We start from the raw sequence: 18,123 nt of genomic DNA on the forward strand, positions 1-18,123 counted from the left end.
TTGGGCGACAAACCGGACAGTATGAATATTTGGCCAAAATTGCAAATGGCATTCGACGCACAGCTTTTGGGCTTGCTTGAGCCGGTTGTTAGGATTTCAGTTTTGGCCGTTTTTTCCGGTTGACTGTAGAAACTGCTCAGCCCGCGCCTTCTGCATCGCCCAACCGGCTTTCGAGCTGTTCGTATTCCGAAATAACCTGAGCACCAAGGAGCAGCAAGGTCGCGGCGAGTTCGATGCTGAACAGCACGACGACGGCGGTGGTCAGCGAGCCGTAGACGACGCTGGCTTTTGACAGGGTGGCGAAGTACCAGACCAGGACGTGGCGGATGACTTCCCAGATCGCCGCGATGACCGCCGCGCCGAGCAGGGCGTGACGGACTCGGGTGCGCCCGACCGGCAAGACGATGTAGAAAAAGGACAGGATCAGGACTTCGGTGGCCAGTCCCAGTCCGTAGAAAGCCGGGCCGGACAGGCGCTGGAGGGGCAATTCGGCGCCGAAGACGTAGAGATAGTCTTGCGACAGGCTCTGGATGGCGACCGACAGGACAGTGATGGCAAACAACGCGACGCCGGCCAGCAAGACCAGGCTGTAAGGCAGCAGCGCGACGACCAGGGCATGGCGTTTTTTGGTGGCGTGGCGATGGGCAAAAATCTTTGCCATCGCACTTTGCAGAATGGAAAAGGTCAGCGAACTGAAGAACAGCATGGTGGCCAGCAAGAACACGCCGATCGACACGCCGTTGTCGAGAAAGCCGGAAACGTCGGACAACACGGCGGCGGCCTGACTCGGCACCAGCCATTCGAGATAACGCTGGACGGTGGCCAGCAATTCGGCCTGATCGACCCAGTGCGACAGGCCGAGCACCGAGAGCGTGATGAGCGGCAGCAGCGAGAGCAGCGCGTAATAGGCCACGGCGCCGGCCAGCATCAGCCCCTGGTTGCGGCCAAAATTGCGCAACACCGTCAGGGTGAAATCCAGGGGGTGGAAGATCAGCTGATGATCTGTTTTGGAGAGAATGTGCATGGGCGCGAGAGAGAATTGCGGTGGAATCCATCGGCGATGACAGGCAGTTATAACCTACCCGGGCGCCGCCGCATGTAACAATTTTCGACTGTCACGCGCCCCGTGCCCGGTGCCGCGCAAACCGCTACACTGGCCGCTCCCTGCTACTTCAATCAACACATGGAAAACCTGCTTTACTGGATCGGCCTCGCCGCCGTCGCCATCAATGCGCTGACCGGCGTGCTCGATGCCGGCCGCAAGAACATGGACCTGGTCGGCGCCGTCATGGTCGGCAGCGCCACGGCACTGGGCGGCGGCACGGTGCGCGACGTGCTGCTCGACCGCCCGGTGTTCTGGATCAGCGACCAGACTTACCTGCTGGTTGCCTTCGCGACGACGCTGATCATTTTCTTTGCCGTGCGCGGCCTCAAGCTGGCACCGCGGCTGTTCCTGATTCCCGATGCCGTCGGGCTGGCCTTGTTCACCATCGCCGGGACGCAGGTGGCGCTGGAATGGCACGCGCCGTGGCTGGTCGCCAGCCTGCTTGGCGTCATTACCGGGGTGGTCGGCGGCGTCCTGCGCGATGTGTTGTGCAACGAAGTGCCGCTCGTTTTCGTGCGCGGCGAGCTCTATGCTTCGGCTGCCTGGGCCGGCGCGCTGGCGCTGGTCGGGCTGCAATATCTGGGTGTTTCGTCGGTGATTGCCGCGTGGGTCGGCATGGCCGTTGTCCTCGCCGCCCGCCTGCTCGGTATGACTTTCCGAATTACGCTGCCGACTTATTCAGAGCGGGAATAGGCGAAAAAAAAGCCGTTCGTTTTACCGAACGGCTTTCCCACCAAGCCTGCTTACGCCTTACGACGGCGGAAAGAAACAAGGCCGGCCAGCCCGAGGCCAAGCAAGGCCAACGAACCAGGCTCCGGCACAGAGCCACCCTCGGTGTAGGTCACCGTCAGGAAAGCCTCTTGCTGATTCGAACTACGAATTGCCTGGTAGTCGTTCCAGCCGTTGCCCAGATCGACCAGCCCTACTGTCAGCGCAGTGCCTGAGATGGCACCCAGATTCCAGGTCTGATATTGATTGAGGTTCAGGCTACTGGCGAACTCAGTGTCGACCACGGAGCCCAGTGCCGAGTAATTGACCACGGTGGCGGGATTCCAGCTGTTGTCCGAACCGATCCTGGCACCAATGGTCGAGCCACCGTCGCTGTAGTTATGGTAAGCAGAAAAATCAACTGAGGTGACGTTAAGGCCGGCCAGGGAGCTCAGGTCGAAACCAAAAATCGAAAAGTAGCCACCGGATTGGTTGCCGACCCAGCGATATTCGGTATTCCAGTACTGGTTGCTACCACCGCCGATAGTGGCATCCTTGCTTGCCGTGATGGTAACGATGCCGGCCTGTGCCGCCGCAGCGAACAAGCCGAAGCACAGTGCCGCGACAATTTTGTTGGGTTTCATAGATTAGATCCGGATTAGGTCAATTGAGATTTCGAACACGGAGGCAGGAAGCCTCTTGGGTTAGAGGCTAAGCGGCAACGCCGCGGGGCTCCGTGACGCCTTTCACGCTCGACACAAATTTCCGATCCTTGAGCAGAGATTGCCGCAATTCACAGCTTCCGGCACACAGGGCGCCGCGGCTGGTCGCCCGCCTGCTCGACATGACTTTCCGGATTACGCTGCCGACTTATTCGGAGTTGGAATAGGCGAGTTACTAGCTGTCGAGCGACTTGATCAGATCGAAAAGCCGCTGGTAGAAATCGTGAGCGATCACGGTTTCTTCGCCGACCTTGACCAGGGTGTCTTTGTCGATGGCCCATGGCAGCGAGACCGAGCCGAGCGCTGAAACGCTGACCCCGGCGCTGCTGCCCTTGGATTTCATCTCGTATTGGGTTTCCAGGGCGCTGGCGTAGATGACTGCGCCGAGGCTGCTCGGCAGGCAGACGAGCGTGATGCTCAGGCGGTTTGCCTCGTCGGGCCGCGGCCGGAAAAATTTCTCGCCGCGGACGCTCTGCGGCTTCTCTTCATCGATCTGATAGCCCTGGCTGAGCAGGGCGCGCTTGCCGATTTCGCAGGCGGCTTCGGCATCCCGACTGCTGTAGTACTGGAACGGCGTCTCGCTGGAGAAGGCCTCGGACTGGTAGGAACGCGGCGCTTTCGTCGCCAGGCAGGCGCTCAGGCTCAGGCTGGCGAGCGCGACCAGAGAGAGGGAACGGCACAGCGAGATCAGCGGTGATTTCATGGCTGCTTATTTTAAGGAATTTGTGGGTCAGCCGTGTGGCAAGCACGATGGGAATGGTTTTTGGTGTTTGCCAAGCCATTTCATTATTGGCCGTTTTTTCCGGTTGACCGTAGCAATCCCCCTAGCGGCTGCCCTTCCAGTTCGCCACGCAGTTCTGGCGCAAATACTGCAAGGCGCGATCCATGTGGCTGTCCGGCATTTGCGGGTCGTTGTCGGCCAGATGGATTTCGGCGTCCGGCTGCAAATCCTGCGTCCACATCAGCTTGAGGTCTTCACGCTGCTCGAACGGGGCGTGTTCTTCGATAAAGGCAAGCACCGCCTTGCTGTCGAAACCCTGGGTGCGAAAGGTGGCGATGATGCTTTTCGCCTCCTTGAGCAGTGCGGCAGCCTTCGGCGGGTGGCCGGTGGCGACGCTGAGGAAAATGGTCGCCAGCACGGCCGGATCGTCGGCGTTGCCTTTGGTGATGCGCACCCACTCCTTGGCGACGAGCCGGTCGTAGGCGACGACGTCTTCTTCCGGCAGGTCGCGGACGAAAAAGGCGCCCTGGGTTTCGGCGTGAAGAATTTCGTCGGGTGATTTCTCCGGCGATTTGAGGCGTGGCAGGGCGTCATCGACGAAGTCCTGCATGGCCTGCCGGGTCATTTCCTGGAAGGCTGCCGGGGCTTCGCGCAGGAAGGCATCGACGGTGGCCGGCTTGTGTTTGAAGCTTTTCTTGCGCAGCGCCTCGATCAGTTTGACGAACTCGCGCTTCGACGGCATTTCCAGCGTTTTGGCGCCGACGTAAAGAAGCAGCATGGCCGAGCGGATGACTTCCTCGGCGCTGTAGTCTTCGCATTCTTCCGGCCGGGTGTTCAGTTGCCGCACCAGCCAGCGGGCAAAGTCGATGCGCATCTGGTTGGCCTGGCACTGCGCGACCTGCGCCCGGTAGCTGGCGACGCTGAGCGGGAAGGCAAAGCTGCGTTCATTGACGAAGATTTTCTGCCCCTGCGCATCCACCTTGCGCGCGTGCAGGCTGGTTTCGCCGGGCATGGCGTGCAGGCGCTTGAGCATTTCCGAGCCGCCGCGCGAATGGGAGAGCAGCGTGTTGTCGCGCAAGGACATGGCGGCGGCGCGCAGGTCGCCGTTCGAAAAATCTTCAAGATAGAGGCTGATCAGGTTGGCCATGCGCGTCACGGCGCTTTCCAGATCGGTGCGCAGATAGGCGGTGCCGAAATGGTCGGCGATCTGGACGATGCCCTTGGGCGCATCGGCTTCGATGCGGGCCATGGTTTCGCGCGTCAGAATGCCGTGCTCCAGCCCGAAGCGAACGGCTTTCTCGAAAAATGGGCGATCATCGACGACCGCAACGGATTTGTTCATTGCCGCCATCCTTAGAGCGCCGATTCCTCGTCATCCACAGCTGCGACCGGAGCGGGTTTCGGCTTGCTGTCCTCGGCTTCGCCTTCCTCGAGCGCTTCGACGCGGTGCTGCAGGCGGTCGCGCAGGGTGATGACGATCTGCTCGAAAATGTCCGACAGTTCGTAGCGCAGCACCCAGGCAGTTTCCTGCCAGTCGTGGTCGGCGATTTGCGAACGCGGCACCTTGGGGCGTGAACCGGCGATGGAATTGCCTTCGTGCAGGGCTTCGTCAAGCTCTTCGATCTTTTCGTTGAGCCACGAAATCGACTTCGATTCATGGCCGTGCTCGGCGTCAAAATCCTCGGAGAAGACGCCGGAGATGGCGAAGGCGAGGAACTCGTCGTCGCGCTCGGCGAAATAATTGGCCAGCACTTCGTAGCCACCTTCGATCTCGCCAATCGCTTCAAGGTACTCGGCGGCCATCTCTTCATCGCGGTAGAGCACGGCGTTCATCATGCCGTGCAGAGCGGCGTGCGTCTGGTCCCGGTAGCGCGTTTCAAGAATGACGGCGCGGGCGAACTGCTCGGGCGTGACGAGCATATTGACGACCGACTGCTTCGAACCGTCAAAGCCGCGCATGACGGCCAGCAAATCCTTCGGCGCAATATCGTTCATAACCTCGACCAGGGCGTCATCGCCCTCGCTGTCAGCGATGTTGGCCAGCGCCGTTTCAGCGCCCTTGAGGTCGCCGGCCAGGATCAGCTGGGATGTCTTGAGTACAACGGGATGCGTCATGTCTTGCCTTATCAAATAGATCGAATTTTGCGGCCTGAGGATCAGGACTTGAGCGAATCGAAGCCCTGCTCGCCCAGCCAGTCATCGCCGGCTTCGGCCAGGTCGCGATCCCCGCCGTCATCGTCGCGACCGTCATCGTCGTCGCTGCGCTCGCGGTGGTCTGCATCCTCGTCGTCTTCAGCCGCAGCCGGCAGCGCGCTGTGGTCGAATTTGCGGATGAATTCGAGGCTGGCAGCCGTCACCATGAATTCCTCGCCGGCCCGCTCGGCCAGCACGGCGGCGATATACGGGGCGGCCCAATCGGCCACCGTGACGAGCGGGGAAACATGATCCCAGCCGGGGAAATCGCCGTCATCCGGCTCACAGTCGACCACCGCCGCCATCGCCTTCGGATTGGCAAAGGAAAACGCATCGAAGAACACCGGCACGACCATCTCCGGGGCGAATTCGATCATCGGCAGGATGGACGCCAGTTCCTGACGCTTTTCCTTGAGCCGGTGTTTCAGCGCCAACTTGCCTTCCGAGTCGTTGAGCAGGTCCTGGATTTCGGCGTCATACGAAGACGACAGTTCGGCAAAATAATAAGATTTTTTCACTGCTGCATTTTTCCTAAATGGCTGGACCAGATTTCGCGGGCTACGGCCAGGGGATCGTCGATCAAACTGGAGCGTCGCGTCTCGTCATAAACCTTGCGGCGATCGACATCCGCCAGCACTTCGTAAGCCTCCTGCACCTCGCGGAACTTGGCCGCCGCATCGGGTGCCGGGTTGCGGTCAGGGTGAAACTGCGCCGCCTTCTTGCGGTAGGCCGTCTTGACCTGCTCGGTGGTCGCATCGGGCGAGACGCCGAGCAATCCGTAATAATCTTTCATAGTCCCTTTGTTAGTGGTCTGGCCGGCACATTAGCGCCTTGGTTAGCCCGCCATTTTACGCCACTCCGCAGGTCCTCCCGCTTTCCCTGCATCTGCCACGGTCAACGGCCCTTTTTACCCAAAAACCGTTTGCCAAGGCCGAGGCAAATGCTCAGCAATAGCTTATGTGTCGAATAAAAACACGTGACTATTATTTATCAATGGCCGCGCCTAGCATTCAATCCATAGTTTTTCCCCGACGAACAACCCAGGAGACAAGACGATGGACCAGTCAAAACGCTATGCCGACCTCAGCCTGACCGAAGCCGAACTGATCGCCGGGGGCAAGCACATCCTCTGCGCCTACAAGATGAAACCCAAGTCCGGCCACGGCTATCTCGAAGCCGCCGCCCACTTCGCCGCCGAGTCGTCGACCGGCACCAACGTCGAGGTATGCACCACCGATGAATTCACCAAGGGCGTCGATGCCCTGGTTTATTACATCGACGAGGCGACCGAAGACATGCGCATCGCCTACCCGCTCGACCTGTTCGACCGCAACATGACCGACGGCCGGATGATGATGGCCTCCTTCCTGACCCTGACCATCGGCAACAACCAGGGCATGGGCGACATCGAGCACGCCAAGATGGTCGATTTCTATGTGCCGCGTCGCGGCATCGAGCTCTTCGACGGCCCGGCCAAGGACATTTCCGACCTCTGGCGCATGCTCGGCCGGCCGGTCAAGGACGGCGGCTACATCGCCGGCACCATCATCAAACCCAAGCTCGGCCTGCGCCCCGAGCCCTTCGCCCGCGCTGCCTACGAATTCTGGCTGGGCGGCGACTTCATCAAGAACGACGAACCACAAGGCAATCAGGTCTTCGCGCCGCTAAAAAAAGTCATCCCCTTGGTCTATGATTCAATGAAGCGGGCCATGGACGAAACTGGTGAAGCAAAGCTGTTCTCAATGAACATCACCGCCGACGACCATTTCGAGATGTGTGCCCGCGCCGATTTCGCTCTCGAAGCCTTCGGCCCGGATGCCGACAAACTGGCCTTCCTGGTCGATGGCTACGTTGGCGGCCCGGGCATGATCACCACGGCCCGCCGGCAATACCCGAACCAATACCTCCACTACCACCGCGCCGGCCACGGCGCCATCACCTCGCCGTCGTCAAAGCGCGGCTACACGGCCTACGTGCTGGCCAAGATGAGCCGTCTGCAAGGCGCCTCCGGCATCCACGTCGGCACCATGGGCTACGGCAAGATGGAAGGCGACAAGGACGACCGCGCCTGCGCTTACATCATCGAGCGCGACAGCTATCAGGGGCCGGTTTATCACCAAGAGTGGTACGGCATGAAGCCGACGACGCCGATCATCTCCGGCGGCATGAATGCACTCCGCTTGCCCGGTTTCTTCGAAAACCTCGGCCACGGGAATGTGATCAACACGGCAGGTGGTGGGGCTTATGGGCATATCGACAGCCCGGCGGCTGGGGCGCGCTCGCTGCGCCAGGCTTACGATTGCTGGAAGGCTGGGGCTGATCCGGTGGAATGGGCTCGGGATCATTACGAGTTTGCTCGGGCGTTTGAATCGTTCCCGCAGGATGCGGATCAGTTGTTCCCGGGGTGGCGGCATAAGTTGCGGCCGGCGGCGTAATTGGCCTCGGGCCGGGGCGATGCCGTTCAGCATTGACCTGCACCGTTCCGGCGTCAATTGGCTTGAGGTTCCGTGGAATGAGCTTGGGGTTCCGCCTTGCTGGCGGGCGTACTTTCTTTTGCTTCGCCAAAAGAAAGTAACCAAAGGCTATTGCTAGCGCAGCTAAAAGGCGACCCCAGAGTCGGCGCCCCTTCGGGGTTCCTTCCGCTACTCGGCAGGCCGGGCGGCTTGCTAAACTCGCCTGCGGCTCAGACAACGCAAGCCGACTGCCCCCGGCCTTCCTGCGTTGCTCAGCGCCTCTCATGGGGACCCGAAAGGCGTCTCGTAACCGAGCGACAGCCTAACTAATGACTTCCACGGTCAACCGAAAAAAAAGCCCAAAAATGAAATCCACAGGTTCAGCGTGGACGCCTTACCGGGCCCCTTGGGAGGTGCCGAGCAACGCAGGAAGGCAGGGGGATTTCGGCGAGGACTGTTTGAGGGGCAAAGCCCCGAGTTCCGCAGCCGCCCGGCCTGCCGAGTAGCGCAGGGAACCGGCGCAGCCGGCACCGACCCAGGGTCGCGTTCTTTTTGCTTACTTTTTCTTGGCGAAGCAAGAATAAGTAAGACGCCCCGCAAGGGCGGAACCCCAAGCCAATCGAAGCCGCAAGCGTCAGGCAACGCACCCCAACATTTGAATTTCGATCAATTTTTCCGGTTGACCGTGGAATCCACCCCAGGGTTAAACTTCCCCTTATCAAACACCCAAAAAACTCGACCCAGCCTGAACATGAACTTCATCCGCACCCTGACGCTCCGCCAGTTGCAGATCTTCGTCGTCGCCGCCCGCCACCTGAGCTACGCCCGCGCCGCCGAGGAACTGCACCTGACGCCGCCGGCCGTCTCGATGCAGCTTAAGCAGCTCGAAGACAACGTCGGCCTGCCGCTGTTCGAGCGCATGGGCCGCGGCGTCGCGCTGACTGATGCCGGCGACCTGCTGGTGCACCACGCCCTGCGCGTACTCGGCGAGATCAAGGACGCCGAGGCCAACCTGCAGGGCCTGCTCGGCGCTGAAGCCGGCCAGTTGTCGGTCGGCCTGGTCAGCACCGCCAAATACTTCATGCCGCGCCTGCTCGCCCAGTTTTCGCAGGCGCACCCCGGCATTGAGGTGCAGTTCTCGGTCGGCAACCGTGAAAACCTGCTGCAGAAGCTGCAGGACAACGCGATCGACCTTGCCGTCATGGGCCGCATCCCGGTCGAGATCGATGCCCACGCCGAGCCGATGGCCAGCCATCCCTACGTGCTGATCGGCCCGTCCGATCACCCGCTGCGCGACGACCGCCGTTTCGACCTGCAGGAGCTGCGCAGCGAAACATTCCTGCTCCGCGAGGAAGGCTCCGGTTCCCGCCGCGTCGCCGAGGAAATGTTCAAGAACCACCTGTTCACGCCGGTCCGCACGATCAGCATGGGCAGCAACGAGACGATCAAGCAGGCGGTGATGGCCGGCATGGGCGTCGCGCTGATTTCGCTGCACACCCTGCCGCTCGAACTGAAGACGGCCGAGGTCAGCTTGCTCGACGTCATCGGCACACCGATCGACCGCACCTGGTACGTCGTGCACATGAACAGCAAGCGCCTGTTGCCGGCCGGCCAGCGTTTCCGCCAGTTCCTGCTCGAACAGGCGGCGCCAGGTCTGGAAAAGGAGTTCGGGCGCTATCTGACGGCACGTACATCAACCTGAATGGCTTACGCTACAATCTGCTGCACCGCACCAAAGACGAATCGACCTCGATCATGCACCCACGCCTGATGCTTTCCGAACTGCAGGAGCACCCGCTCCGCCAGCGCCTCAACAATGAGTTCCACGCCCGCCCACCGGTGCCGCTGGTCGGCGCTGTGCTCGTCTCGCACCTGGTCTTCAAGCACAGCACAGATAAGGCGCCGGCCGCCCGCGACAACCTCGCCAAGCTCTGCCAGGGGCACGTCTGCAATTCGATCGAAAGCTCGGATTCGCACATGATGATCGACACCGGCGCCTTCCGCATGCGCTGGGAGTTGCACACCGAGTTTTCCTGCTACACCTTCTTCCGGCCGCTGGCGACCGGCGAGGAACTGCACCAGGATGTCACCGCCTTCGACGCTGTGCTTCCCGAGTGGATTTCGGGCATCCCCGGCAAACTCATCGTCGCCACCCATGTCGAACTGCGGTCGACCGACGAAATCAGCCCGGAATCGGTGCTCGCCAGCCTGACGCCGAATGGCCGGACGATGGTCGCCGCCAGGGTCGCCGACGACGCCGCGTGGATTTTCACCGACTTCAAGATCGACAACGGCTTCTCGCGCTTTCTTGTCCTCAACGCCGGCATGACGCAGCGCCAGACCGGCCGCACCGTGCAACGCCTGTGCGAGATCGAGACCTACCGGATGATGGCCCTGCTCGGCCTGCCCGTCGCCAAGGAAGTCGGCAAATGGCTATTCATCGGCGAAAAGCAGCTGGCCGACATGATGGACCGCATCGGCCAGGCCAAGTCGCCAACCGACGAACGCGAAGTGCTCGGCACCCTGTCCACGCTGGCCGCCGATGTCGAACATTCGGTCGCCCGCACCACCTTTCGTTTCGGCGCCTCCCGCGCCTATCACGGCCTGGTCATGCAGCGCATCGAGGAACTGCGTGAAACGCGCCTTTCCGGCCTGCCGACTTTCTTCGAATTCATGCAGCGCCGCCTGCTGCCGGCCATGAACACCTGCGAGGCGATCAGCCGCCGCCAGGAAGAATTGTCAGCCCGCGTCGCCCGCAACAGCCAGTTGCTGCGCACCCGTGTCGACATCGAACTGGAACGCCAGAACCAGGAACTGCTCGGCCAGATGAATAGCCGTGCGAAGTTGCAATTGCGCCTGCAGGAAACGGTCGAAGGCCTCTCCGTCGTCGTCCTCACCTATTACGGCTCGCAGCTTGTGCAGTACCTGGCCAAGGGCACGAAGGATCTGCATCACCTGAACACCGACGTGATCACCGCGATTTCAATTCCAGTGATCGCCGGACTGGTGTTCTGGGGCACCCGCCAGATGCGCAAGAAACTCGCGGCCGAAGCCGGTGAAACTCCGAATTAAGGAGGCATTCAGCAAATCGAAATCGTCATTCCCGCGCAGGCGGGAATCCATAAAATGCAAGGTACTGGATCCCCGCTTTCGCGGGGATGACGAATTGCTCAGCGCTTCCTTAATCTATAATCCACTTTTTTCGCCTTCGGGAAATCTGCCGTGACCACTCCGCTCTTCCAGTCCTCCATCACCAGCCTGCCCCTGCTCAACAAGGGCAAGGTTCGCGACATCTACGCCGTCGACGCCGACAAGCTGCTGATCGTTACGACCGACCGCCTCTCCGCCTTCGACGTCATCCTGCCGGACCCGATTCCGCGCAAGGGCGAAGTGCTCACCGCCGTCGCCGACTTCTGGTTCGAAAAGCTCGGCCACATCGTCCCCAACCAGCTGACCGGCATCGATCCGGAAACCGTCGTCGCCGAAAACGAGCGCGAACAAGTCCGCGGCCGCGCCGTCGTCGTCAAGCGCCTCAAGCCGCTGCCCATCGAAGCCGTCGTCCGTGGCTACGTTATTGGTTCCGGCTGGAAGGACTACCAGGAAACCGGCGCCATCTGCGGCATCGCCCTGCCGGCCGGCCTGAAAATGGCCCAGAAGCTGCCCGCCCCGATCTTCACGCCGGCCACCAAGGCGGCAGTCGGCGATCATGACGAAAACGTCTCCTTCGCCGTCGCCCAGGCCAACTGCGCCGCCGACCTGGCCGAAGCGCTGGCCGGCACCGGCAAGAACGGCGCCCAACTCGCCGACGAAGCCCGCATCGCCGCCATCCGCCTCTACGAAGAAGCCGCCATCTTCGCCCGTACCCGCGGCATCATCATCGCCGACACCAAGTTCGAATTCGGCATCGACGCCGCCGGCACCCTGCACCTCATCGACGAAGCCCTGACCCCGGATTCCTCCCGTTTCTGGCCGGCCGACCAGTACGAAGAAGGCAAGAACCCGCCCTCCTACGACAAACAGTTCGTCCGCGACTACCTCGAAACCCTGGACTGGGGCAAAGTCGCCCCCGGCCCCAAGCTGCCGGCCGACGTCATCGCCAAGACCAGCGCAAAGTACATCGAAGCTTACGAAAAGCTCACCGGCAAGACGCTGTAAGCGACCGCCGCTTCAAGAAAAACGCCCGCTTTATGCGGGCGTTTTTGTTTTGGGAAAATTGTAGCTAGATGTCTAGCTGGCTGACGGCTCTCTGATAGAGCACGCATCGAAGAAAGCCTTGCCTAACAATGTGGGATTCACGAACCCAAACAACTGCCCCCCACCCATTGAGCGTGCTACCGATAAAACTCCCAACCGGTCAAGGTTTGCCAAAGCGAATTTCACCTCTTCAATAGGCTCAATTTTTAAGCGTTCGCGAAGTTCTTCGCCCTTGTCTTCGGGCAACAGATTGGCCTGCAACGGTAACTGCTGAGTGCCAACTCCCCTATGCTGCATTTGTTCGTAAGGCAACTCGTAGATCAAAGCAATCAACTTTGCCTCTAGCGGTGAAATACTTTCCAAAATATCAATGAAAGCTCGCTTCGGACTGATGCCGCTGTTTTCTGTTGCAAAATTAACCAGTAGCTTTGCCCAAATATCTTGCAACCCATCGTCATCTTCCAATGTGGCTGCTTGAAGTAGTGGAATAGCCAGCTTCATCGGTAAGGGTCTAGTTGGTGTATCTAGTCCTTTGTTGCCGAGATACTCCCGCGCCTTCATCATCAGTCGGCACTGGCGCTCCCACCGCATGTATCTCAACTTATCTTCGACAATACCTGCGGCTTGCTCAAGCGATCCGGCAATGAACCGCGCAACAAAAGTTCCCAATTGTTCCGTTGCTCCTATCGCTTGCTGAGCGGTCTTTGCCAACTCTTGGGTTGCCCTAGCAACTTCGGTTACTTCATTTGATGAATCGGGCATTGGCGTCCTACAGTTGCTCAAAGTGGATTACAAATCGTGCCGCAATTCACATTGCATAGCAACCAAAAACTCCGCGTTCGATTGATCATGACCCCGCCACACAACTGAACCCCGCCCCTTCCCCCCGGTCAAACGCCCGTGATCCTGACAGAGGAGGCTGCCATGAACCCGCTTTCCGATTTCCATGCCCAAGGGGTGCCTTTACCCCACATCCGGCGCGTTGCCGCTGACCGCCCCTTGCACTGGCTGCGCGCTGGCGGGCAGGACGTCAAGGCCAACCCGCTGCCTTCGCTGGCTTATGGCCTGCTCTTCGCGCTGGGCGGTGACTTCATCATCCTCGCCCTGCTCCAGAGCCCGCATCTGCTCTCGGTTTCCATCTCCGGCTTTTTCCTCGTCGCGCCGCTGCTTGCGGCCGGGCTGTATGAGTTGAGCCGGCGCACCGAGGTCGGCGAGAAAATACTGTTCATCGACTCGCTCAAGTGTTTCCGGCGCAACGGCCAGTCGCTGGCCTTTTTCGGGCTGATCCTGGCCCTCATCATGCTGATGTGGGAGCGTTTTTCCGCCGTCGCCTTCGCCCTGATCGATGCCACCTCGGCGCCGATGGCCAGTGCCTACCTCAACGAAATCCTCTTCGACGGCCAGCACCTGGCTTTCACCGCTACCTGGTTCCTGCTCGGTGGGGTATTGGCGCTCTTCGTCTATGCGCTGAGCGTCGTTGCGGTGCCGCTCATGCTCGACCGCGACGCCGATGTCGCCACGGCCATGATGACCAGCCTGCGCGCCTTCGTGCACAATGCGGCGCCCCTGCTGCTGTGGGCGACCATGCTCGTCGGCCTGACCCTGATCGGTTTCGCCACCCTGCTCTTCGGCCTGGTCCTGATCATGCCGATTCTCGGCCATGCCTCGTGGCATGCCTACCGCGAGCTTGTAGAATAGGGGTTCTGCCCCCAGATTCGACGGGCGGCCTGACCGCCCGTTTTTTCTTGCCTGGAATATATAAAAATGACGACCGCAAATCCCCTGCTCGACTTCTCCGACCTTCCCCGTTTCGACACCGTTCAGCCTGAACATGTCAAACCGGCCATCGAATCGCTATTGGCCGAAGGCCGCGAACTGATCGAACGCCTGACCGCCGACACCACGCCCTCCACCTGGAAGGACTTCGCCGGTGCGCTGTCCGATGGCCTGGAGCCTTTTGGCCGCGCCTGGGGCATCGTCGGCCACCTGCATTCGGTCAATGACATCCCGGCCTGGCGCGAGGCGTACAACGAGATGCTGCCGGAAGTTTCGCGCTTCTACGCCGAACTCGGCCAGAACCTCAAGCTCTTCGAGAAATACAAGGCACTGCGCGACAGCGCCGAATACGCCACGCTGAGCGTCGAGCAGAAGAAGATCGTCAATAACGAAGTGCGCGATTTCCGCCTGTCCGGCGCCGAATTGCCGGATGACCAGAAGCCGCGCTTCCAGGCCATCATGGAAGAGCTGTCGCAACTCTCGGCCAAGTTCGCCGAAAACCTGCTCGACGCCACCAACGCCTTCTCTGAAGTCATTACCGATGAAGCCCTGCTCGCCGGCCTGCCCGACGACGCCAAGGAAGCCGCCAAGACGGCTGCCGAAAAGGCCGGCGTCGTAGGCTGGCGTTTCAGCCTGCAAGCCCCGTCCTACGGCCCGGTCATGCAGTACGCCGACAACCGCGAGCTGCGCGCCCGGATGTACCGCGCCTACGCGACGCGCGCCGCCGAGTTCACCGACGGCACCAGCAAGCCGGAATGGGACAACACGCCGATCATCCAGCGCATGCTGGAACTGCGCGTCGAAGACGCCAAGATGCTCGGCTTCAACAATTTCGCCGAAGTCTCGCTGGCGCCCAAGATGGCCGACACGCCGGCCCAGGTGCTCGCCTTCCTGCGCGAACTGGCGGCCAAGGCCAAGCCATTCGCCGAGAAGGACATCGCCGAGCTGCGCGCCTTTGCCAGGGATGAACTCGGCCTGGCCGACTTCCAGCCCTGGGACGCCGCCTACGTGTCGGAAAAGCTGCTGCAAAAGCGCTATGCCTTCTCCGAACAGGAAGTGAAGCAGTATTTCACCGAGCCGAAGGTGCTCGGCGGCCTGTTCAAGGTCATCGAGAGCCTGTTCAACGTCAAGGTCAAGCCGGACACGGCGCCAGTCTGGCATGAGGACGTTCGTTTCTACCGCCTGGAAACGCCGGCCGGCGATCTGGTCGGCCAGTTCTACCTCGACCTTTACGCCCGCGAAACCAAGCGCGGCGGGGCGTGGATGGACGAAGCCCGCTCGCGCCGCCGGGTGCTCAACGGCATCCAGAAACCGATTGCCTACCTCAATTGCAATTTCTCGCGCCCGAACGGTGACAAACCGGCGACCTTCACGCACGACGACGTCACCACGCTCTTCCACGAAACCGGCCACGGCTTGCACCACCTCTTGACGCGCGGCGAAGAGCTGGGCGTTTCGGGCATCCACGGCGTCGAATGGGACGCCGTCGAACTGCCCTCGCAGTTCATGGAAAACTATTGCTGGGAATGGGAAGTGGTCGAGGGGATGACGGCCCACGTCGATACCGGCGCCACGCTGCCGCGCGAACTGTTCGACAAGATGCTGGCTGCCAAGAACTTCCAGAGCGGCATGATGGCCGTACGCCAGATCGAGTTCTCGCTGTTCGACATGCTGATCCATTCCGATTTTGACCCGAAATCCGGGTTGACCGTGATGGACGTGCTCAAGGACGTGCGCAAGGAAGTCGCCGTGCTGCTGCCACCTGAATGGCACCGTTTCCCGAACAGCTTCTCGCACATTTTTGGCGGCGGCTACGGTGCCGGTTATTTCAGCTACAAGTGGGCCGAAGTACTGTCGGCCGACGCTTACGCGGCCTTCGAAGAGGCCGGCGATCCATTCGACGCCACCGTTGGCAAACGCTTCCTCGACGAAATCCTGTCGGTCGGCGGCTCGCGGCCGGCCATCGAATCGTTCAAGGCTTTCCGCGGTCGCGAACCGAGCGTCGATGCACTGCTTCGTCATAGCGGTATGATTGCAGCCTAAGCCGTTCAGGGAGAAAACCATGCGCTATCCGCTTACGCTGTGCCTGCTCCTCGCCGCCACCTGTGCCATAGGCGACACCTATCGGTGGACCGACTCTGGTGGCCGCACAGTTGTTTCCGACACGCCGCCTTCGGGCAAGGTAAAGAATTTCGTCAAGAACGGTGCGACAGCCGAACCCAGCGATGGCCTGTCCTTTGCCACCAAACGGGCAATGGAGTCGTTTCCGGTCACGCTCTACACCTCCGCCGACTGCGTCGCCGAGTGCAAGAATGCGCGCGACCTGCTGACCGGGCGCGGCACGCCCTTCACCGAAAAAATGCTGCAAAAGCCCGAAGACTTCGAGGAATTGAAACAACTGGTCGGCGACATCTTCATCCCGTCGATCAAGGTCGGCAAACAAAATTTCCGCGGCTTTGAAGCTGGCGCCTACAACAACCTGCTCGACCTCGCCGGCTACCCGAAGAGCACAGCCAAGACAGTGAGCGGCGAGAGCAAGTGAAGATCGCCAGCTGGAACGTAAACTCGCTCAAGGTCCGCCTGCCGCACCTGCTCGACTGGCTGGCCGCGGCCAAACCCGATGCGCTGTGTCTGCAGGAGCTGAAGCTCGAAGACCACAACTTTCCGCGTGCCGAGATCGAGGCGGCGGGTTACCACGTCGCTTTCTCCGGGCAGAAGACCTACAACGGGGTCGCCCTGCTCGCCCGCGAACCGATCGCCGATGTCGTCTTCGGCAATCCTCATTTCGCCGACGAGCAGAAGCGCCTGATCAGCGGCACGGTCGGCGACACCCGCATCATCGGTGCCTACATGCCGAACGGCCAGGAAGTGGGCTGCGACAAATACGATTACAAGCTGCGCTGGCTCGACGCTCTTGCCGTCTGGCTCGGCGAGGAAATGGCCAAGTATCCGAAGCTGGCGCTGTGTGGCGACTACAACATTGCGCCGGACGACCGCGATGTGCACGACCCGAAACGCTGGGCTGACTGCATTCTCGTTTCGCCGCCCGAACGTGCCGCCTTCCAGCGCATCATCGGCCTCGGCCTGAGCGACAGCTTCCGGCTCTTCGAGCAGCCGGAAAAGACCTTCTCGTGGTGGGATTACCGGATGCTCGGTTTCCAGAAAAACCAGGGCCTGCGCATCGACCACATCCTGCTCTCGAAACCGCTGGCCGAAAGCTGCACGGCGGCCGGCATCGACCGCGCGCCGCGCAAACTTGAGCGGCCGTCCGATCACGCTCCGGTCTGGGCCGAAGTGGGCGGCTGACCATGAATTCCACGGTCAACCGGGAAAAAGTGGTGAATTTGTACCCGGCGCTGAGCGGCCTGCCAGCCGACCGGCTCGCCGCGCTGCTCCCGCCACAGGCCTTGATGCATCTGCCGGCCGGCACCCAGGTTTTTGCCGAACACCAGCCCTGCCAGGGCTTTCCGCTCCTGCTTGAAGGCAGCATCAAGGTCATCAAGCTGGCGACCAGCGGGCGCGAACTGATGCTCTACCGCGTCGCGCCCGGCGGCTCGTGCATCATTTCATCGAGCTGCCTGCTCGGCCACACCGACTACAACGCCCGCGGCATCGCCGAGACGCCACTCACCCTGCTCGCTCTGCCCGTCGCAGCCTTCACCGCGCTGATGGTCGAACATCCGCCCTTCCGCGATTTCGTCTTTCACCTGTTCGCCGACCGCATCGGCGAACTCATGCAGCTCGTCGAGGAAGTCGCCTTTGCCCGCCTCGATCAGCGACTGGCCAAACTGATCCTGGCCCGTAACGAAACCGTGCTCGCCGTCACCCACCAGCAACTGGCCGACGAACTGGGAAGTGTCCGCGAAATCGTCAGCCGCCTGCTCAAGGGGTTTGCCGAGCAAGGGCTGGTCACGCTGGGCCGTGAGCAGTTGACAGTTACCGACCGCGCCGGCCTGCAAAAACTCGCCGCTGTGTGACTCAAGTTACATACGACACCCGGCCTGGCCGTTACATTGGCGGCGTACACCTAACCTGACGGAGAACACACCATGGCTGCAAATGTTGGCGGTATCGACAAAATCCTTCGCATCGTTGTAGGTGCCGGCCTGATCGGCGCGACTGTTGCCGGCCTGCTGCCGGTCTGGGGCTACATCGGCGTCGTGCCCCTCGCCACCGGCCTGATGGGCTGGTGCCCGGCCTATACGCTGCTCGGCATCAAGACCTGCTCGGCGCAGAAGTAATCCGGTTTCA

General features: G+C 61.0%; 19 protein-coding genes. 11 read left to right on the forward strand and 8 right to left on the reverse strand.

The window, feature by feature from the left end:
* Positions 1-136: 136 nt before the first annotated feature.
* Positions 137-1,024 carry a YihY/virulence factor BrkB family protein gene (locus tag KI613_RS18190; RefSeq protein WP_226402062.1) on the reverse strand — a complete coding sequence of 296 codons (888 nt, stop codon included), beginning with the start codon at positions 1,022-1,024 and terminating at the stop codon, positions 137-139.
* Between the two features lie 159 nt (positions 1,025-1,183).
* On the opposite strand from KI613_RS18190, the gene KI613_RS18195 reads away from it, so the two are divergent.
* A complete protein-coding gene (locus KI613_RS18195; protein WP_226402064.1) occupies positions 1,184-1,798 on the forward strand; it encodes a trimeric intracellular cation channel family protein in 615 nt (204 codons plus the stop codon).
* A gap of 50 nt (positions 1,799-1,848) precedes the next feature.
* Here the strand turns inward: KI613_RS18195 and KI613_RS18200 are convergent, their stop codons facing one another.
* The 6 genes from KI613_RS18200 to KI613_RS18225 form a co-directional block, all read right to left on the reverse strand.
* A complete protein-coding gene (locus KI613_RS18200) occupies positions 1,849-2,457 on the reverse strand; it encodes a PEP-CTERM sorting domain-containing protein (RefSeq protein WP_226402066.1) in 609 nt (202 codons plus the stop codon).
* A gap of 253 nt (positions 2,458-2,710) precedes the next feature.
* Complete coding sequence (locus KI613_RS18205) at positions 2,711-3,238, reverse strand: DUF2242 domain-containing protein (protein WP_226402068.1); 528 nt, start codon at positions 3,236-3,238, stop codon at positions 2,711-2,713.
* Between the two features lie 121 nt (positions 3,239-3,359).
* Positions 3,360-4,598: a hypothetical protein gene (locus KI613_RS18210; RefSeq protein WP_226402070.1), complete on the reverse strand. Its 1,239-nt coding sequence runs from the start codon at positions 4,596-4,598 to the stop codon at positions 3,360-3,362.
* 11 nt (positions 4,599-4,609) lie between these two features.
* Positions 4,610-5,371 (reverse strand): hypothetical protein, encoded by a 762-nt coding sequence (locus tag KI613_RS18215; protein ID WP_226402072.1) that lies wholly within the window; start codon positions 5,369-5,371, stop codon positions 4,610-4,612.
* Positions 5,372-5,412: 41 nt separating this feature from the next.
* On the reverse strand, positions 5,413-5,967 hold the full coding sequence (locus tag KI613_RS18220) for a hypothetical protein (RefSeq protein ID WP_226402074.1): 555 nt from the start codon (positions 5,965-5,967) through the stop codon (positions 5,413-5,415).
* Complete coding sequence (locus KI613_RS18225) at positions 5,964-6,242, reverse strand: DnaJ domain-containing protein (protein WP_226402076.1); 279 nt, start codon at positions 6,240-6,242, stop codon at positions 5,964-5,966. The genes KI613_RS18220 and KI613_RS18225 overlap by 4 nt, the downstream gene beginning before the upstream one ends.
* A gap of 262 nt (positions 6,243-6,504) precedes the next feature.
* Between KI613_RS18225 and KI613_RS18230 the strand changes: the two genes are divergently transcribed.
* The 4 genes from KI613_RS18230 to KI613_RS18245 all read left to right on the forward strand — a co-directional run bounded on the left by KI613_RS18230 (position 6,505) and on the right by KI613_RS18245 (position 12,057).
* The gene (locus KI613_RS18230) at positions 6,505-7,884 is read left to right on the forward strand and encodes a ribulose-bisphosphate carboxylase (protein ID WP_226402078.1); all 1,380 of its coding nucleotides are present in this window, start codon (positions 6,505-6,507) and stop codon (positions 7,882-7,884) included.
* Between the two features lie 769 nt (positions 7,885-8,653).
* Positions 8,654-9,604 (forward strand): LysR family transcriptional regulator, encoded by a 951-nt coding sequence (locus KI613_RS18235; RefSeq protein ID WP_226402080.1) that lies wholly within the window; start codon positions 8,654-8,656, stop codon positions 9,602-9,604.
* Between the two features lie 53 nt (positions 9,605-9,657).
* Entirely contained in the window at positions 9,658-10,974 is a 1,317-nt protein-coding gene (locus KI613_RS18240; RefSeq protein WP_226402082.1) for a DUF3422 family protein, read from the forward strand.
* A gap of 150 nt (positions 10,975-11,124) precedes the next feature.
* Positions 11,125-12,057, forward strand: coding sequence for a phosphoribosylaminoimidazolesuccinocarboxamide synthase (locus KI613_RS18245; protein ID WP_226402084.1), 933 nt, complete (start codon positions 11,125-11,127; stop codon positions 12,055-12,057).
* A 72-nt stretch (positions 12,058-12,129) separates the two neighbouring features.
* Here the strand turns inward: KI613_RS18245 and KI613_RS18250 are convergent, their stop codons facing one another.
* Positions 12,130-12,858: an Abi-alpha family protein gene (locus KI613_RS18250; RefSeq protein WP_226402086.1), complete on the reverse strand. Its 729-nt coding sequence runs from the start codon at positions 12,856-12,858 to the stop codon at positions 12,130-12,132.
* Positions 12,859-13,020: 162 nt separating this feature from the next.
* On the opposite strand from KI613_RS18250, the gene KI613_RS18255 reads away from it, so the two are divergent.
* The 6 genes from KI613_RS18255 to KI613_RS18280 all read left to right on the forward strand — a co-directional run bounded on the left by KI613_RS18255 (position 13,021) and on the right by KI613_RS18280 (position 18,113).
* Complete coding sequence (locus KI613_RS18255) at positions 13,021-13,794, forward strand: DUF2189 domain-containing protein (protein WP_226402088.1); 774 nt, start codon at positions 13,021-13,023, stop codon at positions 13,792-13,794.
* A 66-nt stretch (positions 13,795-13,860) separates the two neighbouring features.
* On the forward strand, positions 13,861-15,915 hold the full coding sequence (locus tag KI613_RS18260) for a M3 family metallopeptidase (RefSeq protein ID WP_226402090.1): 2,055 nt from the start codon (positions 13,861-13,863) through the stop codon (positions 15,913-15,915).
* Between the two features lie 19 nt (positions 15,916-15,934).
* Entirely contained in the window at positions 15,935-16,414 is a 480-nt protein-coding gene (locus KI613_RS18265; RefSeq protein WP_226402092.1) for a DUF4124 domain-containing protein, read from the forward strand.
* Positions 16,411-17,178: an exodeoxyribonuclease III gene (xth, locus tag KI613_RS18270; RefSeq protein ID WP_226402094.1), complete on the forward strand. Its 768-nt coding sequence runs from the start codon at positions 16,411-16,413 to the stop codon at positions 17,176-17,178. The genes KI613_RS18265 and xth overlap by 4 nt, the downstream gene beginning before the upstream one ends.
* A 2-nt stretch (positions 17,179-17,180) precedes the next feature.
* A complete protein-coding gene (locus tag KI613_RS18275; RefSeq protein ID WP_226402096.1) occupies positions 17,181-17,849 on the forward strand; it encodes a Crp/Fnr family transcriptional regulator in 669 nt (222 codons plus the stop codon).
* Positions 17,850-17,921: 72 nt separating this feature from the next.
* Complete coding sequence (locus KI613_RS18280) at positions 17,922-18,113, forward strand: YgaP family membrane protein (protein ID WP_226402098.1); 192 nt, start codon at positions 17,922-17,924, stop codon at positions 18,111-18,113.
* Positions 18,114-18,123: the final 10 nt, after the last annotated feature.

The sequence above is a fragment of the Ferribacterium limneticum genome (genome assembly GCF_020510585.1).
Taxonomy (GTDB): Bacteria; Pseudomonadota; Gammaproteobacteria; order Burkholderiales; family Rhodocyclaceae; genus Azonexus.

What these genes read in the sequence shown, in the direction of transcription:
- KI613_RS18190 (WP_226402062.1), bottom strand. Translation starts at nt 1,024, where the DNA reads ATGCACATTCTCTCCAAAACAGATCATCAGCTGATCTTCCACCCCCTG.
- KI613_RS18195 (WP_226402064.1), top strand. Translation starts at nt 1,184, where the DNA reads ATGGAAAACCTGCTTTACTGGATCGGCCTCGCCGCCGTCGCCATCAAT.
- KI613_RS18200 (WP_226402066.1), bottom strand. Translation starts at nt 2,457, where the DNA reads ATGAAACCCAACAAAATTGTCGCGGCACTGTGCTTCGGCTTGTTCGCT.
- KI613_RS18205 (WP_226402068.1), bottom strand. Translation starts at nt 3,238, where the DNA reads ATGAAATCACCGCTGATCTCGCTGTGCCGTTCCCTCTCTCTGGTCGCG.
- KI613_RS18210 (WP_226402070.1), bottom strand. Translation starts at nt 4,598, where the DNA reads ATGAACAAATCCGTTGCGGTCGTCGATGATCGCCCATTTTTCGAGAAA.
- KI613_RS18215 (WP_226402072.1), bottom strand. Translation starts at nt 5,371, where the DNA reads ATGACGCATCCCGTTGTACTCAAGACATCCCAGCTGATCCTGGCCGGC.
- KI613_RS18225 (WP_226402076.1), bottom strand. Translation starts at nt 6,242, where the DNA reads ATGAAAGATTATTACGGATTGCTCGGCGTCTCGCCCGATGCGACCACC.
- KI613_RS18230 (WP_226402078.1), top strand. Translation starts at nt 6,505, where the DNA reads ATGGACCAGTCAAAACGCTATGCCGACCTCAGCCTGACCGAAGCCGAA.
- KI613_RS18235 (WP_226402080.1), top strand. Translation starts at nt 8,654, where the DNA reads ATGAACTTCATCCGCACCCTGACGCTCCGCCAGTTGCAGATCTTCGTC.
- KI613_RS18240 (WP_226402082.1), top strand. Translation starts at nt 9,658, where the DNA reads ATGCACCCACGCCTGATGCTTTCCGAACTGCAGGAGCACCCGCTCCGC.
- KI613_RS18250 (WP_226402086.1), bottom strand. Translation starts at nt 12,858, where the DNA reads ATGCCCGATTCATCAAATGAAGTAACCGAAGTTGCTAGGGCAACCCAA.
- KI613_RS18255 (WP_226402088.1), top strand. Translation starts at nt 13,021, where the DNA reads ATGAACCCGCTTTCCGATTTCCATGCCCAAGGGGTGCCTTTACCCCAC.
- KI613_RS18260 (WP_226402090.1), top strand. Translation starts at nt 13,861, where the DNA reads ATGACGACCGCAAATCCCCTGCTCGACTTCTCCGACCTTCCCCGTTTC.
- KI613_RS18265 (WP_226402092.1), top strand. Translation starts at nt 15,935, where the DNA reads ATGCGCTATCCGCTTACGCTGTGCCTGCTCCTCGCCGCCACCTGTGCC.
- KI613_RS18275 (WP_226402096.1), top strand. Translation starts at nt 17,181, where the DNA reads ATGAATTCCACGGTCAACCGGGAAAAAGTGGTGAATTTGTACCCGGCG.
- KI613_RS18280 (WP_226402098.1), top strand. Translation starts at nt 17,922, where the DNA reads ATGGCTGCAAATGTTGGCGGTATCGACAAAATCCTTCGCATCGTTGTA.